This window comes from Microbacterium sp. PRF11 (genome assembly GCF_031844085.1).
Lineage (GTDB): Bacteria > Actinomycetota > Actinomycetes > Actinomycetales > Microbacteriaceae > Microbacterium.
Genome location: NZ_JAUZUP010000003.1, coordinates 482,591 through 497,872, shown reverse-complemented (window position 1 = coordinate 497,872; position 15,282 = coordinate 482,591). Strand labels below are relative to the sequence as shown.

The 15,282-nt window shown below is 71.9% G+C and carries 11 protein-coding genes; 5 read left to right on the top strand and 6 right to left on the bottom strand.

The genetic code is table 11. The features are described from left to right. Positions 1–9: 9 nt before the first annotated feature. The 4 genes from Q9R20_RS11155 to Q9R20_RS11140 all read right to left on the bottom strand — a co-directional run bounded on the left by Q9R20_RS11155 (position 10) and on the right by Q9R20_RS11140 (position 3,227). The gene (locus Q9R20_RS11155; RefSeq protein ID WP_311249406.1) at positions 10–1,119 is read right to left on the bottom strand and encodes an FUSC family protein; all 1,110 of its coding nucleotides are present in this window, start codon (positions 1,117–1,119) and stop codon (positions 10–12) included. Then, positions 1,116–2,204: a glycine cleavage T C-terminal barrel domain-containing protein gene (locus Q9R20_RS11150; protein WP_311249405.1), complete on the bottom strand. Its 1,089-nt coding sequence runs from the start codon at positions 2,202–2,204 to the stop codon at positions 1,116–1,118. The genes Q9R20_RS11155 and Q9R20_RS11150 overlap by 4 nt, the downstream gene beginning before the upstream one ends. 2 nt (positions 2,205–2,206) lie before the next feature. Then, complete coding sequence (locus Q9R20_RS11145; protein WP_311249404.1) at positions 2,207–2,806, bottom strand: FABP family protein; 600 nt, start codon at positions 2,804–2,806, stop codon at positions 2,207–2,209. 130 nt (positions 2,807–2,936) lie between these two features. Next, on the bottom strand, positions 2,937–3,227 hold the full coding sequence (locus Q9R20_RS11140) for a hypothetical protein (protein WP_311249403.1): 291 nt from the start codon (positions 3,225–3,227) through the stop codon (positions 2,937–2,939). Positions 3,228–3,343: 116 nt separating this feature from the next. On the opposite strand from Q9R20_RS11140, the gene Q9R20_RS11135 reads away from it, so the two are divergent. The 5 genes from Q9R20_RS11135 to Q9R20_RS11115 all read left to right on the top strand — a co-directional run bounded on the left by Q9R20_RS11135 (position 3,344) and on the right by Q9R20_RS11115 (position 9,631). After that, entirely contained in the window at positions 3,344–4,039 is a 696-nt protein-coding gene (locus tag Q9R20_RS11135) for a response regulator transcription factor (RefSeq protein ID WP_295837139.1), read from the top strand. 56 nt (positions 4,040–4,095) lie between these two features. After that, the gene (locus Q9R20_RS11130; RefSeq protein WP_311249402.1) at positions 4,096–6,264 is read left to right on the top strand and encodes an RNA degradosome polyphosphate kinase; all 2,169 of its coding nucleotides are present in this window, start codon (positions 4,096–4,098) and stop codon (positions 6,262–6,264) included. A 23-nt stretch (positions 6,265–6,287) separates the two neighbouring features. Next, positions 6,288–7,259, top strand: coding sequence for an NUDIX domain-containing protein (locus Q9R20_RS11125; protein WP_311249401.1), 972 nt, complete (start codon positions 6,288–6,290; stop codon positions 7,257–7,259). Continuing rightward, positions 7,256–7,774 carry a 4-phosphopantetheinyl transferase gene (locus Q9R20_RS11120; RefSeq protein ID WP_311249400.1) on the top strand — a complete coding sequence of 173 codons (519 nt, stop codon included), beginning with the start codon at positions 7,256–7,258 and terminating at the stop codon, positions 7,772–7,774. Before Q9R20_RS11125 ends, Q9R20_RS11120 begins: the two co-directional genes overlap by 4 nt. A gap of 456 nt (positions 7,775–8,230) precedes the next feature. After that, positions 8,231–9,631: a DUF222 domain-containing protein gene (locus Q9R20_RS11115; RefSeq protein WP_311249399.1), complete on the top strand. Its 1,401-nt coding sequence runs from the start codon at positions 8,231–8,233 to the stop codon at positions 9,629–9,631. Positions 9,632–10,000: 369 nt separating this feature from the next. On the opposite strand, the gene Q9R20_RS11110 is transcribed toward Q9R20_RS11115, so the two are convergent. Together Q9R20_RS11110 and Q9R20_RS11105 are read right to left on the bottom strand one after the other, a co-directional pair. After that, positions 10,001–11,299, bottom strand: a complete 1,299-nt coding sequence (locus Q9R20_RS11110) for a M1 family metallopeptidase (RefSeq protein ID WP_311249398.1) — start codon at positions 11,297–11,299, stop codon at positions 10,001–10,003. Continuing rightward, a complete protein-coding gene (locus tag Q9R20_RS11105; protein ID WP_311249397.1) occupies positions 11,296–15,240 on the bottom strand; it encodes a Pls/PosA family non-ribosomal peptide synthetase in 3,945 nt (1,314 codons plus the stop codon). The genes Q9R20_RS11110 and Q9R20_RS11105 overlap by 4 nt, the downstream gene beginning before the upstream one ends. Positions 15,241–15,282: the final 42 nt, after the last annotated feature.

Below are 15,282 nucleotides of genomic sequence, written 5' to 3'. Positions count from 1 at the left end.
CGCGTCCGGTCAGATGCGCGGGAGCAGGGCGCGGGCGTCGGCCGACGGCATCCCCGCGGCGACCAGCAGATCGACCGCGAGTGGGCGCAGCGCGGCGATGAGATTGAGTTCGCCGACCCTGCCGTCGGGCAGGATCGCCGCCGGGTCGAGGCGGCGGGTGATGGCAGCGAGGGTGTCGCGCGCCACGGGTTCGAGGGAGATGTCGTCGAGACCGTCGCGGACCAGCTGCGCACCGCGGGAGAGCTCGGCGAGCAGATCGGCCGGGACGGGACGGCTCTCGCCGTCGGCGCACAGATACGCCGCGCGGCGGGCCACCACCCGGAGGTTTCGTGTGGCCAGGTCCAACGCCGCGCGGACGCGCTCGTGCCGCTGCAGTTCGGTGCGCTGCCGACGCAGGAACGGCGAGATGCGCGCCACCTCCCGTCCGGACTCGAGAGAGCCGCTCCACGCGTCGACGTAGGTCTGCAGCGAGCGGGCCCGCTCCAGTCCGCGCTCGGCGCGCGCCCTGTCCCCGCGCCGCAGCGCCCGCACGATCGTCTCGACGGCGACGTCGAAGGCGTCGAAGAGCTCGTCGGCGTCGCGCAGCTCGGTGCGGCGCAGCGTCCGCGGGATGAGCGCGGTGACGATGAGCGCCGCCACGCCGCCGATCGCACCGTCGGCGAGGCGCAGGAACGGAGCGCCCGTGACCACCACCAGCGCGATGAGCGACTGCACCACCGCGGCGAGGGCGAAGCCCGGTTGCGGGGAGAGGAACCGCGCGATCACGAGCGTCACCGTCATCGCCACCGCGATCTGCCACCAGCCGCTGCCGACGGTGACGAGCACGACCTCGGCGATCAGGATGCCGACGAGCATCCCCACGACCGTCTCGGCGACGCGCCACGGGCGGGCGTCACGGACCAACCCGAGACTCGACACCGTGACCGTCGCCGCGAGCAACGGCACCGGGTGCCCGAGCACGAAATGCGCGAAGGCGTACGCCGCGGTGGCGGCCACCACGATCTGGGCGATCGCCGGGATGGATTCGCGCACGCGCACGACGCGACGCGACAGCGTCGACCTCAGTCGCGATCGCGGGACGACGACCCCGACGGTCGTCGAGGACTCGTCGTTCGTCATTCCGCGGCGCGGCGGCGGCCGAGGCGCGGCAGGCGCGGCACGGCGGCGGTGGCGCCCGCATCGGCGGGGACCACCGTCTCGGCGGCGGCGGCGAGCGGGCCGTCGGCGGTGTCGACCACCAGCGGCACTCCCTCGGGCGCGGTGCGCTTGACGAGCGCGAGGGCGATCGGCCCCTCCTCATGATGCACGGCGACCGACGTGACGGCGCCGATCACGGTGTCGCCGGCGCGGACCTCGTCGCCCCGGGCCGGCAGCACGTTGTCGCTGCCGTCGAGCTGCAGAGCGACGACCCGGCGTGGCGGGTGGCCCAGATTGTGCACCTTGGCGACGGTCTCCTGACCGCGGTAGCAGCCCTTCGACAGGTGCACGGCGGTGCGCAGCCAATCCATCTCATGCGGAAGGAGGCGCTCGTCGGCGTCGACCCCGACGCGGGGACGCCAGGCGGCGACGCGGAGCGCCTCGACGGCGTCGAGACCGGCGAGAGCCGTCTCTCCGCGTACCGCCGCATCGATCAGACGCCCGAACTCCTCGGCATCCACGATCGCCTCGGCCCAGTCGCGGTCCGCACCCGGGTGCGGATCGACGCGGGCGTAGGCCCACCCTCCGGGGCTGACGTCCGGCCACGGATCGATCCAGACCGGGGCCGCGGTGCGAAGCGCGGCCACCGCCGCGCGGGTGCCCCCGACGACGAAGAGCTCGCCGGAGCGGTCGCGGACCTCGACGCGCAGGCGGAAGCGCATGCGCGTCAGCCAGCCGACCAGTCCGTCGGCGTCGGTCGCGTCGACGATCAGCCAGGCCGTCTCGCCGTCGTCGACGATGGATGCCGCGTGCTCGACGCGCCCCTGCGGATCGAGGATGAGCAGCTCGGTCGACACCCCCGGCGGGAGGCGGGTCAGTGCCTGGGAGGAGAGTGAGTCGAGCCAGCTCAGACGGTCTTCGCCGCCGACCGACACGACGCGCCGATCGCCGAGCGGGGCGACGGCGGTGCCTGCTGCCAGGCGTCTCTGCTCGGCGACGGGTGAGCCGACGTGACGCAGGCCGCGGTCGTCGACGACCGCTCCGGGGACGTCGGTGAGGGCGGCCACGGTCACTCCGCCCGGGCGAGACGAGCCGAGGCGTGCGAGCCGAGCTCGCGCCCGAGAGCCGCGATGTCCCAGGCCCACAACAGGTGGTTGTCGACGAGACCGTACAGACGCGTCGCCGCGGTGTAGGGCTTGGCGCCGGCGGTACGGACGACCGCGTCGGTCGCCAGGTCGATGCGCGGCCCCTTCACCTGTCCGACGTACAGCTCGAGGACGCCGTCGGCGTGGACCAGGCTCACCTCGATGTCGAAGCCGCCGTCGGCGTTGCGCAGCGCCTCGACGTCGTCGGCGGTGCGCACGACCGCGGGGGCCGTCGCCGGCAGCAGCGCAGGGCCCGCGTCGGCGTCGCCGACCGGGCGCGCGAGGCGCCAGTAACCGATCTCCGAGACGAGCGGACGCCGCTCGTCACCGTCGAGCAGCCAAGCGTCGGCGGAGTAGTTGAGGAACCCGCCCCCGTCGTGGCTGAAGCTCACGCGGTGCGCAAACTCGCCCGAGAAGGATCGGCCGTCGGCCTCGTAGTCGATGACCCCGGTGCCCTCCCAGACCCCGACGAGCCAGGAGAGCGGGACGAGGTCGGCCGGGAGGTCGGTCGGAATCTCGATCACGACGCGCTCAGCGCTGGCCGCGGTAGAGGTTCCAGACGACTGTTCCCGACACGAAGGCGATCGCCAGCGAGGCGAGGCCGAGAAGTCCTACGAAGAACATTTCGAGCGCGAAAAGGTCCATGCCGTTACTCTAGCCCGCCAGCAGCGCCGCCAGCCCGAACCCGGCCGTGATCACGCCGAGGACGACGAGGGCGCCCAGCGTCGACAGCGCCATGCGCTGGATGAACGCCTGCGACCGGCCGTACCAGAGCTGGACGGCGAACGAGAGGATCAGGCACGCCCCCATCGCGACGGTGATCCACTGCGCCCGCCACCCCGCGGGGACGAACACACCGATGACGACCCCGGCGACGGCCGCCAGCACCCAGACGGCGACGATGCCGCCGAACGTGCGGCGCGGAGCGAGGTCGGGGGTCGACATGCCCCCATCATCGCCCAGGAGGACGTGCGCGCGCACGCGAAGCGCCGCGAATCGAGGCGGGCGGCGCCTCGCCCTAAGATGATCGGTGCGCGGCAGGACTGCGCTTGGAGGTCGATGTGGCTCAGCTTCTGGTACTCAGCTCCGCCCCCGGCGGCGGCGCGGCGCTGCCCGCGCTCGAATTGCTGAGCCACCGCGTGCGGCAGATCCCTGCCGAAGCCGCACAGCTGGTGAACGCCCCGAGCGCCGACGTCATCTTCGTCGACGCCCGCTTCGACCTGGTCGGGGCCAAATCGCTGTGCAAGATCATGTCGACCACGGGGGTCGAGGCCCCCCTGGTGCTCGTGGTGACCGAGGGCGGGCTCACCGCGGTGTCGACCGACTGGGGCATCGACGACGTCGTGCTCGTCGGGGCGGGCCCCGCCGAGATCGACGCCCGCATCCGTCTGGCCATGGGTCGCCGCACCGTCGACCAGGTGTCGACCCGCATCCAGACCTCCGGCATCACGATCGACGAGTCGTCGTACTCCGCGAAGGTGCACGGCAAGCCCCTCGACCTCACCTACAAGGAGTTCCAGCTCCTCCACTTCTTCGCGACGCACCCGTCGCGGGTGTTCACGCGCGAGCAGCTGCTCAGCGAGGTGTGGGGCTACGACTACTTCGGCGGCACCCGCACCGTCGACGTGCACGTGCGGCGCCTCCGCGCGAAGCTCGGCGACCTCGAGCAGCTCATCGGCACCGTGCGCAACGTCGGCTACCGCTTCAACGTCTACGAGGACGATGCGGCGCCGGCAGCGGCATCCACCCCCTCCTGAGGGCGCGCGCACGACGAGTTCACTCGCGTGTCACCGACCCCTGCAATGATGTGGGAATGATCGAACACGACGCGCTGGATGCCGGCCTCGGCGATGCCGACGACGACGACTTCGACGAGGCTGTCGAGGCGGCGGACGACCAGCTGCCCGATCACCGCTACCTCGACCGCGAGCTGAGCTGGCTGGCGTTCAACCAGCGGGTGCTGGAGCTCGCCGAAGACCCCACCGTCCCGGTCCTGGAGCGCGCGAACTTCCTGGCCATCTTCGCCAGCAACCTCGACGAGTTCTTCATGGTGCGCGTCGCCGGTCTCAAGCGCCGCATCGTGACGGGCCTGGCCGTCCCCACCAATGTGGGCCGCGCCCCGCTCGACGTGCTCGCCGACATCTCGGCCGAAGCGCACCGCCTGCAGCTGCGCCACGCCGCGGCCTGGACCGAGAAGGTCCGCCCCGCCCTCGCCGAGGCGGGCATCGAGGTCGTCTCGTGGGACTCGCTCGACGCCGACACGGCGGCACGGCTCACCGAGTACTTCCAGCGCAACGTCTTCCCCGTGCTCATGCCGCTCGCGGTCGACCCCGCGCACCCGTTCCCCTACATCTCGGGGCTGTCGCTGAATCTGGCGATCCGCATCCGCAACGCCCGCACCGGGCGCCAGGAGTTCGCGCGCTTGAAGGTGCCGCCCATGCTGCCGCGCTTCGTCGAGGTCGCCGGAGACGGGCCGGGGGTCCGCTACCTGCCGCTCGAAGAGCTCATCTCGAACCACCTCGAAGACCTCTTCCCCGGGATGGAGGTGCTCGATCACCACGCCTTCCGCCTCACCCGCAACGAAGACATGACGATCGAGGAGGACGAGACCGAGAACCTCATCCAGGCGCTCGAGGCCGAACTGCTGCGCCGGCGCTTCGGTCCGCCGATCCGCCTCGAGATCACCGACGACATGGACGACGTCACGCGCGCGCTCCTGCTGAGCGAGCTCGACATCACCGAGCAGGAGGTCTACCGTCTCCCCGGCTCCCTCGACCTGCGCGGCCTGTTCGATCTGTCGCGCATCGACCGGCCCGACCTGCACTACCCGCCGCACGTGCCCAAGACCGCGCTGGCGTTCCAGCCGCCCGAGCAGAACGGCCGCGCCGACCTGTTCGGGGCGATCCGCAAGGCCGACGTGCTCGTGCACCACCCCTACGAGTCGTTCGCGACGAGCGTCCAGGCCTTCCTCGAGCAGGCCGCGCGCGACCCGCACGTGCTCGCCATCAAGCAGACGCTGTACCGTACGTCGGGCGACAGCCCCATCGTGCAGGCACTGATCGATGCGGCCGAGGCCGGCAAGCAGGTGCTCGCCCTCGTCGAGGTGAAGGCCCGCTTCGACGAAGCCAACAACATCGTCTGGGCGCGCAAGCTCGAGAAGGCCGGGGTGCACGTCGTCTACGGACTCGTCGGGCTCAAGACGCACTGCAAGCTCGCCCTCGTCATCCGTGAGGAAGAGGGGCGGCTGCGCCACTACAGCCACGTCGGCACGGGCAACTACAACCCCAAGACGAGCCGTATCTACGAGGACTTCGGGCTCTTCACCGTCGACGACCAGGTCGGCCGCGACCTCACCCGCCTGTTCAACGAGCTCAGCGGGTACGCGATCGAGAAGAAGTTCAAGCGCCTGCTCGTCGCTCCCCTGCACCTGCGCAAGGGTCTGCTGCGCCACATCGACAAGGAGCGCCGTCATGCCCTCGAGGGCAAGCCCTCGGGAGTGCGCATCAAGGTCAACTCCATGGTCGACGAGCAGATCATCGACGCGCTGTACCGCGCCAGCCAGGCGGGCGTCCCCGTCGAGGTGTGGGTGCGCGGCATCTGCTCCATCAAACCGGGTGTTCCGGGCATGAGCGAGAACATCACGGTGCGCTCGATCCTCGGTCGTTACCTCGAGCACTCGCGCATCTTCTCTTTCGCGAACGACGGCGACCCGCAGATCTTCATCGGCAGCGCCGACATGATGCACCGCAACCTCGACCGTCGCGTCGAGGCGCTCGTCCGCGTCGTCGACGAGAACCAGCTGCGCGAGCTGACCGCGCTGTTCGACCTCGCCATGGACGACGGCACCAGCTCGTGGCACCTCGGCCCCGAGGGCGAGTGGACGCGCCACAGCGTCGACGCCGCGGGCGCCCCGCTCATCGACCTGCAGGAGCACACCATGGCGCAGGTTCAGCGGCGTCGACGCACGCGGACGGCCCGGTGACGCCTCATGCGGGTGGCGCGGTCATGATCCGCGAAGACGGCGAGGTGACCGCCTCCGGCAAGGAGACGGCCGTCTACGCCGCGGGCGGTGTGGTCTGGCGACGGGTCGACGGCAAGCTCCGCGTGCTGATCATCCACCGCACGAAGTACCGCGACCTCACCCTGCCCAAGGGCAAGGTCGACCCCGGCGAGACGCTGGCCGAGACCGCCGTGCGCGAGATCCGCGAAGAGACCGGCATCCGTGTCGCCCTCGGGGTGCCGGTCGGAGTCTCTCGGTACCGGATGCCGAACTCGCGCACGAAGATCGTGCACTACTGGGCCGCCGAGGCCACCGACGCCGCGGTGCGCACCTCCTCGTTCGTCCCGAACAAAGAGGTCGCCGCGATCGAGTGGATGAGCCTGAAGAAGGCGCGCAAGCACCTCAGCTACCCCGTCGACATCGAGATCCTCGACGAGTTCACGCGGATCGTCGAGGAGGACGCGCTTCCGACCTTCCCCATCGTGGTGCTCCGCCACGGCAAGGCGCTCTCCCGCGACGACTGGGACGGCGCCGACGGCGCGCGCCCGCTCACCCCCCGCGGACGCCGGCAAGCGGCATCCATCGTCGGCCCGCTCCTCGCCTTCGGCGTGCGACGGGTGTACTCCAGCCCCGCCGAACGGTGCGTGCGCACGGCCACCCCGATCGCCCAGGCGCTCGGACAGCGCCTGCACCTCTGCCCCGAGATCAGCCAGGACGCCTGGGAAGACGGACGCGCCGATGCGCGCACGGTCGTCGGACAGCGCGTGCGCGCCCGCAAACCCGTCGTGCTCACCAGCCACGGCCCGGTGCTGCCCGACATCCTCCACGAGCTCGCCCTGGCCACCGGGACCATGAGCGGCTCGTACCTCGGCAGCGCGTCGGCGTTGTCGCCCGGCGCGTTCTCGGTCGTGCACGTACCGGTCGAGCACCCCGGTGCCGGAATCGTCGCGATCGAGACGCACGAGCCACGGGTGTGACCCCGCCCGCCGGGATCCGCGTCGCGTGGCGTCGGATCCCGCCGGCGACCGCGCGTCGCGAGACGTCTCGCGCTCTGCTCGCCGAGCTGTTGCCCGGCGCCGACATGGTCTCGCGCTGCCCGGCGTGCGGAGGCGAACACGGCCGCATTCGGGTGCGTGGCGGGGATGCCGCCGTGTCCGTCTCGTACGCCGGAGGATGGGCCGTGGCCGCGGTGTCGACCGTCGCAGGACGAGGCATCGGGGTGGATGCCGTTCCTCTCGGCGCCATCGGCTTGGATCGCGTGCTGGGCTCCGCCGTCTCTGAACGCGCCTGGGCTCGAGTGGAGGCGGTCCTGAAGGCGGACGGGCGCGGACTGACGGTCGATCCGCGGCGGGTCGAGGTGCACGACGGCACGGACGGATGGACCGCCGCGATCGATGGGGTCGGCGGATGGGCCGGCTGGGACGTCGACGGACCGGAGGGCGTTGTGATCGCCGTGGCGGTGGATCAGGGGGTCGCTTCGGGTGAGGGGTGAGGGCTGGGTGTTCGCGTTCAGTCGGGTGACCGGGGTGGGTGGACGCCTGGGGCGCGGGGCTTGATGCATGGGGGTGGGGCGTGGGGTTTGGGGCGAAGGGCATGGGGGTGGAGCGAAGCGCGCGAGGCGTGGCACATGGACACTGGGTGGGGCACGGGGCGTTCGGCGCGCGGATCGTTGAGCGGTGAAAGGCGCCAGGGGCGGGACGTAAGACGCGGGGCGCGGGGCTGAAGCGAACGGCGCGGGGCGCGGGGCGTGGGGCGCGGGGCGTGGGGCGTGGGGCGTGGGGCTGAGGCGAGCTGCGCCGGGGTGAGGTGGGAGGCGCGCCAAAGGGATCCGGTTTCGCGCGCCATACGTGGCGGCGACGGCTTCTCCACAGTCGCCTTTCCGCTCGGCTTATGCACAGAAAGCCCCGGTCAGCGCCCCAATGTCGGAGGTGTGGGCTAGCATGCCTGCATGAGCTTTCCGACACCTCCGCCACCACCAGCCGACGAGCGCGACCCGCTTGCTGTCGTGCTTGCCGAGGTGCTCGACGCGGATGCCGCACTCGCGGCCGCCGAAGCCCGCAAGACGCGAGCGCTGGCCCGCGCGGGACGTCTCGCTCTCGACGTCATGGCGGGGCAGCGGGCGTCGTCTCGGGAGGCGGAGATGGCGCTGCGGGAGGTGGCGTCGGAGATCGCGGCCGCGGGGTGCCTGTCGGATCGGAGCGTGCAAGCGCAGATTGGGCGAGCGCTGACGCTCGTCGACCATTTCCCGGCGACCGTTGACGCGTGGGAGGCGGGGGCGTTGTCGCGGGCGCATGTCCAGGCGATCGTGGATGCCGGCACCCCGGTGCCGCTCGACAAGCGCGGGGAGTTCGATGTTCTCGCCGTCACCACCGCGGAGGGGTTGAGTCCCGGGCGGCTGCGTGCACGGTTGGCGACTCTGGCGGAGCGGTTGCAGCCCACCACCATCACCGAACGTCACCGGCGGGGCCGTGAGGAACGATGCGTTCGGGTGGTGCGGGGCGAGAACGGCATGTCGGATCTGATCGCGACGCTTCCGACGGTGCTCGCGGTGGGGATCTATGACCGGTTGACGCAGCAGTCGCGGGTGTTGATCGATGCGCGGCAGGACATCGACGCGCCACCGCCTGTATCGGAAGTGCCGGGCAGCCCGGTTCCCAGCGGGGGGAGGAGCTGCGATGCCGAGCCGGATACTCGCAGCGCGGATCAGGTGCGCGCCGACATCCTCGCCGACCTGCTCCTGACTGCCGCGCCCGACGCCGACCCCACCCGCACCGAGGACGGCCCCGGCGCACTCGGCGCCATCCGCGCGCGTGTGCAGGTCGTCGTCCCGGCGCTGTCCGTCCTGAATCCCGAGCGGGAGAACATCGACCCCGCCGAACTCGTCGGACATGGCCCCATCGATATCGACACAGCCCGGCGCCTCGCCGAGGCGACGAGGGTGCCCTGGGATCGGGTACTCACGAACCCCGTCACCGGCGCGGTGCTGTGCACCGACACGTACCAGCGCACCGCCGCGATCGACCGGTACCTCCGCGCCCGCGACCGACACTGCCGGTGGCCCGGCTGCACGGCCCCCGCCATCCGGTGCGAGGTCGACCACAACCTCGATCACGCCCTCGGCGGCAAAACCCACGTGTGCAACCTCTGCCACTTCTGCCAAAGACACCACACCCAGAAGCAATTCACCCGATGGCAAGTCCGACAACTCCCCGGCGGGGTCATCGAGTTCACCTCACCCACCGGACGCACCTACACCGACCACCCCCTCCCGTACTCACCCGCCGTCCGCTTCGTCGGTGACGATTCCCCTCCGTCCGGGATCCCCGGACGACAACCCGCACCCTTCTGAGATGGGGAGGCCGCCTTTCGGGTGCGCGGGCACGGCCAGTACGTTGCTTCGAAAACGCCCTTGCGCGGCCATCTGCACTCCGCTCGGCGCGGAGGACGCGGCGCGACCTCCACAAAGCACCGACCCGCGTCGCCACCTCGACTCACCACGCCCCGTGCTTCGCCCATCCGGTCGCGCTGATCTCGGTGGGCCAGCCCGCCGACCCGGGCCCGCAGCCCAGGCCGGGGACCAAGCCCGCCAACCCACGCCCTCAGCCCGCGGCCCCGGCCACCAGCCCAGCCCGCCAACCCACGCCCTCAGCCCGCCCAGCCCGCCAGCCCAGCCCGCCGGCTCTGCCGGCCCGCCTGCCGCGCCCCGAACCCCTGCCGCTCAGACGCGCGGGGGCAGCTCGACGTGATCGATCCAGGTCGAGAGCAGCGCCATGGCATCCTCTCCCCCGGCTCGTCCCACGGCGGAGCGGAAGTCGTCCGTCGTCACGAGGCCATGCCGATGCTCGGCCACCCACGAGCGCAGCAGCGCGAAGAACGCCACGTCACCGAGGTGCCCGCGCAGCGCGTGCAGGGTCAGCGCACCACGCTTGTACACCCGGTCGTCGAACATGTCGTCGGGTCCGGGATCGACCACGCGCAGGTCCTGTGGTTGCGCGGCCACCCGCCCGTAGTGGCTTGCCGCGCATGCGTCGACGGTCATCCCGCCCGACGCCTCCGACCACAGCCATTCGGCGTAGCAGGCGAAACCCTCGTTGAGCCAGATGTCGCTCCACCGACCGATGCCGACGCTGTTGCCGAACCACTGGTGCGCCAGCTCATGCGCGACCAGGCGCTGCGCGGCGGGCACGAGGTGGTTCATCCCGAATACGGCGAGTCCCTGTGCCTCGAGGGGGATCTCGAGTTCGTCGGCGGTCACCACGAGCGTGCAGGCCTCCTGCGGGTAGGCGCCGAAGGCTCGGTCGAACAGCCGCAGCATGTCGGGCACCGCGGCGAAGGCACGATCCGCACCGGGCGTCAGGGCGGGCGGCGCCGTGACGTGCACCGGGGGCACCACGTCCACTCCGCTCCCCGCGAGCGCACGGGTGCGATACCGCCCGACGTGCACCGCCGCGAGATACGTCGCCGTCGGCACCTCCGACGTGAACGTCGTCGCCGTCCGTCCCCCGCGCCGCGTCACCCCGGACGCGACGCCCGTGGCCGCCACGGTGTAGCCGTCGTCCACGGTGATCTCCATGCGCATCCGCGCCCGGTTGTCGGGCCGGTCGTTGCAGGGGAACCACGTCGGGGCACCGATCGGCTGTCCGGCGACGAGCGCTCCGTCGGTCAGCTCCTCCCAGCCCACCGTGCCCCAGCGGGAGCGCCGCGGCGAGGGAGCCCCCGCGTACGTCACCTCGACCTCGAAGCGGTCGCCGGCGACGAGCGCCCGAGCCGGAGTCACCCGCAGAATGCGCGGACCGGCCGCGAATCGCGCGACCTCTCCGTCGACACGCACCCGCGACGTGCGCAACCCGACGAGGTCGAGGGCGAACGAGGTCGCCGACTCGCGCGCGACCGCCGTGATCCGGGCCACGCCCTCGAGACGGTTCGTGCGCACCCGGTAGCTCAGGGACAGATCGTACGATTCGACGTCGTACGACGTGTCGCCGCTCTGCGGGGCGTAGGGATCGGCCGCGCTCACGTCGTCGACTGGTACGCGCGCACTTTGACCGCGCGCCACGGGCCGATGGGGTTGCCGCTCCAGCGCGAGCCGACCGGCACGGTCTCACCGCGCATGACGAGCGACGCGGGCCCGACGGTGGCGTGCGCTCCGAGCGTGGATGCCGGCAGCACCACGCTGTGCGGACCGAGGGTGGCGCCCGGCTCGAGCTCGACGGTGTCCATGCTCATGATTCGATCATGGAACAGGTGCGTCTGCACGACGCACCCCCGGTTGACGGTCGACGCGTCGCCGAGCGTGACGAGATCGGGCTCGGGCAGCCAGTAGCTCTCGCACCACACGCCGCGACCGATCCTCGCCCCGAGCGAGCGCAGCCACACGGCGAGCGCCGGAGTCCCCGCGGCAGCTCGCGCGAACCACGGCGCCGCGACCATCTCGGTGAAGGTGTCGGACACCTCGGTGCGCCACACGAAGCTCGACCACAGCGGCTGCTCCCCGGCGCGGATGACACCGACGATCGCCCACTTCGCCGCGGTGGACACGCCCGCCGCGACCGCACCCGCGGCCAGCATCACGATCCCCGACAGCAGCAGCGCCCACACCGGCCCCCACGCCGACCAGAGCGCGGCGAGGGTGAAGAGCACGCCGAGCCCGATACCGCAGGTCACCACGACCGGCACGAACCGGCAGAGCTCCCACACCGTGCGCGCGAGACGCAGCGAGGCGCTGGGGCGATACGTGCGCGACTCGTCGCCCTCGGCCGACAGGCGGCGCAGGCGCACGGCGGGCGAACCGAGCCAGGACGACCCGGGCTTCGCCTTCGCCGGCGCCGCCGACAGCACGGCGACCAGGCCGTCACGGGGAACGCGATGGCCCGGAGCCGCCATCCCGGAGTTGCCGAGGAACGCGCGTTTGCCGATCCGCACGGGACCGATCCGCATCCATCCGGCGTGCAGCTCGTACGAGGCGACCATGGTGTCGTCGGCGAGGAACGCGCCGTCCTCGATACGCGTCATCGACGGCAGGAGCAGAACCGTCGACGCCTCGACGTCGCGTCCGACGCGCGCACCGAGCAGACGCAACCACACGGGGGTGAACAACGAGGAGTACAGCGGGAACAGGATCGTGCGCGCAGCGTCGAGCAGGCGCTCGATCGTCCACGCCTGCCACGCGACCCGGCTGCGCACCGGGTGGGTGCCCTCGACGAGACCGATCGACAGCGCCCGCACGAGAAGCACGACGGATGCCGCGAACACGAGGCCCGTGACCGCGACGGCCGGCACGAGCCAGACGAACCCCGTCCCGACGGCCCCGGCGAGAGAGGCGGCGCCGCGCATCCCCTGCGCCAGGACGAGACCGCCCACCGTGAACGCGGCGAGCGGCAGCAGAGCGAGCACCACGGCCGACGCGGCGTACGCCCACAGCCAGCGGGTCGGCGCAGCGGGACGCTCCGCGGGCCATCCTCCCGTCGCCCCTCCCACGCGCACCGCCGGCGACCCGGCCCACGACTGATCGGCTTTGACACGACCGAAGACGGCGGAGCCGGGCGCGATCTCGGCGCGACGGCCGATGCGCGTCCCGGGTGCGAGCGTCGAACGGGACCCGACGGTGGCCTCGGCGCCGATGCGCACCTCGCCGATGCGCACGAGATCACCGTCGATCCACCAGCCGGTCAGGTCGACCTCCGGCTCGATCGACGCCCCGTCCCCCACGACGAGCATGCCCGTCACCGGGGGCAGGGCGTGGAGGTCCACGTTGCGCCCGATCCGCGCACCCAACGCGCGGGCGTAGTACGACACCCAGGGCGCTCCGGCGAGGCCGACGGCATCCACCTGATCCGCGATCTGCTCGGCGAGCCACAGGCGCACGTGCACCCACCCGCCGCGCGGGTAATCCCCGGGTCGCACCCCGCCCAGGAGCAGACGAGCGGATGCCACGGCGATGGCCATGCGTCCGAACGGCGTCGCGAAGACCAGGAGCCCGAGCACGAGCACAGCCGGGGACACCGCCGGCAGAACGTCGAACCCCGGCATCAGGCGCAGGATCGCCGACGCGGTCAGCAGGTACAGCAGCCAGCGCACGCCCGAGAGGATGAACAGCGGCGCACCGAGCAGGGTCTGCACCCACTGCGTCGCGCGCGGGGTCGGCGCGGCACGATGGAACGTCGCCGGCGTGTCCTCGCGCAGCTGCGGCCCGAGGGCCTTCGCCATCGCGCCGAGGCGCGGCACGTCGTAGATGTCGGCCACGGAGAACTCCGGCACCCGCGCCCGGATGCGCGACACGAGCTGTGCGGCGGCGAGCGATCCCCCGCCGAGGTCGAAGAAGTCGGCCTTCCTCTCGGTCACGCTCAGGCCGAGGACCGCCTGCCACTGCTCGGCCAACCACGCCTCGTCGGGTGAGAAGTCGGTCGCGGCGGGAATGTCGGCGCCCGGCAACGGCCACGGGAGCGCATCCCGGTCGACCTTTCCCGACGTGCGCACGGGAAGGGCGTCCACCACCCCGAGAAGGGGGATGGTCGCGGCGGGCAGACGCTCCGCCAGCGCCGCCCGGGCCGCGTGCCGGTCCAGCTCGACACCGTCGTCCATCACGAGGTATCCCACGAGCACGGGCACCCCGGCGTCGGTGGTGCGCACCGCGACGGTCGCCGCGCTCACCCGGTCGAGGTCCTGCAGCGCCGACTCCACCTCGCCGAGCTCGATGCGCCGCCCGCCGACCTTCACCTGGTCGTCGGCGCGTCCCTGGAACACCAGTCCCGCGGAGTCGAAGCGCACGAGGTCGCCGGAGCGGTACGCCCGCTCCCACCCGAGGGAGAGCATGGGCGCGTACTTCTCGGCATCCTTCGCCGGATCGAGGTACCGGGCCAGCCCCACGCCGCCGATGATGAGCTCGCCGACCTCGCCCTCGGCCACCGGTGAGCCGTCCGCGTCGACGACGGCCAAGGCCCACCCGTCGAGCGGCAGACCGATGCGCACCGGGAGGGAACCGTCCAACGGCGCAGCGCACGCGACGACGGTCGCCTCGGTGGGGCCGTACGTGTTCCACACCTCACGTCCCTCGGCCACCAGACGCGCCGCGAGCTCGGGAGGACACGCCTCGCCTCCGAAGATCAGCAGACGCACGTTCTCGATCGCCTCGGCCGGCCACATCGCCGCGAGCGTCGGAACGGTCGAGACGACGCTGATCCCCTGCCGCAGCAGCCAAGGGGCGAGGTCCTCGCCCGAGCGCACGAGGGAGCGCGGAGCCGGCACGAGGCACGCCCCGTGCCCCCAGGCGAGCCACATCTCCTCGCACGACGCGTCGAAGGCGACGGACAGTCCGGCCAGCACGCGATCACCCGGACCGAGCGGCTCGCCCTGAAGGAAGATGCGCCCCTCGGCCTCGACGAACGCCGCGGCCGAGCGGTGCGTGACGGCCACACCCTTCGGCACACCCGTCGACCCGGAGGTGAAGATGATCCACGCGTCGTCATCGATGGTGGGCGGAGCGACGATCGGCACCGCGTTCGTGCTCGGGTGGGGCGCCGCACCGTCGTAGAGGGGGACGAGGTCGGCATCCGGATCACGGGGGACGTACTCGCCCGCACCCGCGATGATGCCACGCACCCCGGCCTCGCCGAAGACGAGACGCGCCCGCTCGTCGGGATCGTCGGCGTCGACGGGGACGTACGCGGCTCCGGCGGCCATCACGGCGAGGATCGAGACGTACAGCTCCTTCGATCCCGAGGGCATCCGCACCCCCACACGGTCGCCCCGACGCACCCCGGCCTCGTGCAGGGCCGCCGCGGTCCGCCACACGCGTGCCAGCAGCTCCCGGTAGCTGAGAGCCCCGGATCCATCGTCGATCGCGGACGCTTCCGGATGCCGTGCGGCCACTCCCGCGAGGAGGTCGATGAGCGTGCGCGCGGGCGGCGCGGCATCCGTCCGATCCAAGGGAGCCTGCGCGCGAGAAGCAGAGGTCGTCACGGGGGTGAACAGTACAACGCCCAGGAAAACACCCCGGAACGG

Coding starts and splice junctions, on each gene's coding strand:
- Q9R20_RS11155 (WP_311249406.1), bottom strand. CDS start 1,119: ATGACGAACGACGAGTCCTCGACGACCGTCGGGGTCGTCGTCCCGCGA.
- Q9R20_RS11140 (WP_311249403.1), bottom strand. CDS start 3,227: ATGTCGACCCCCGACCTCGCTCCGCGCCGCACGTTCGGCGGCATCGTC.
- Q9R20_RS11130 (WP_311249402.1), top strand. CDS start 4,096: ATGATCGAACACGACGCGCTGGATGCCGGCCTCGGCGATGCCGACGAC.
- Q9R20_RS11125 (WP_311249401.1), top strand. CDS start 6,288: ATGATCCGCGAAGACGGCGAGGTGACCGCCTCCGGCAAGGAGACGGCC.
- Q9R20_RS11115 (WP_311249399.1), top strand. CDS start 8,231: ATGAGCTTTCCGACACCTCCGCCACCACCAGCCGACGAGCGCGACCCG.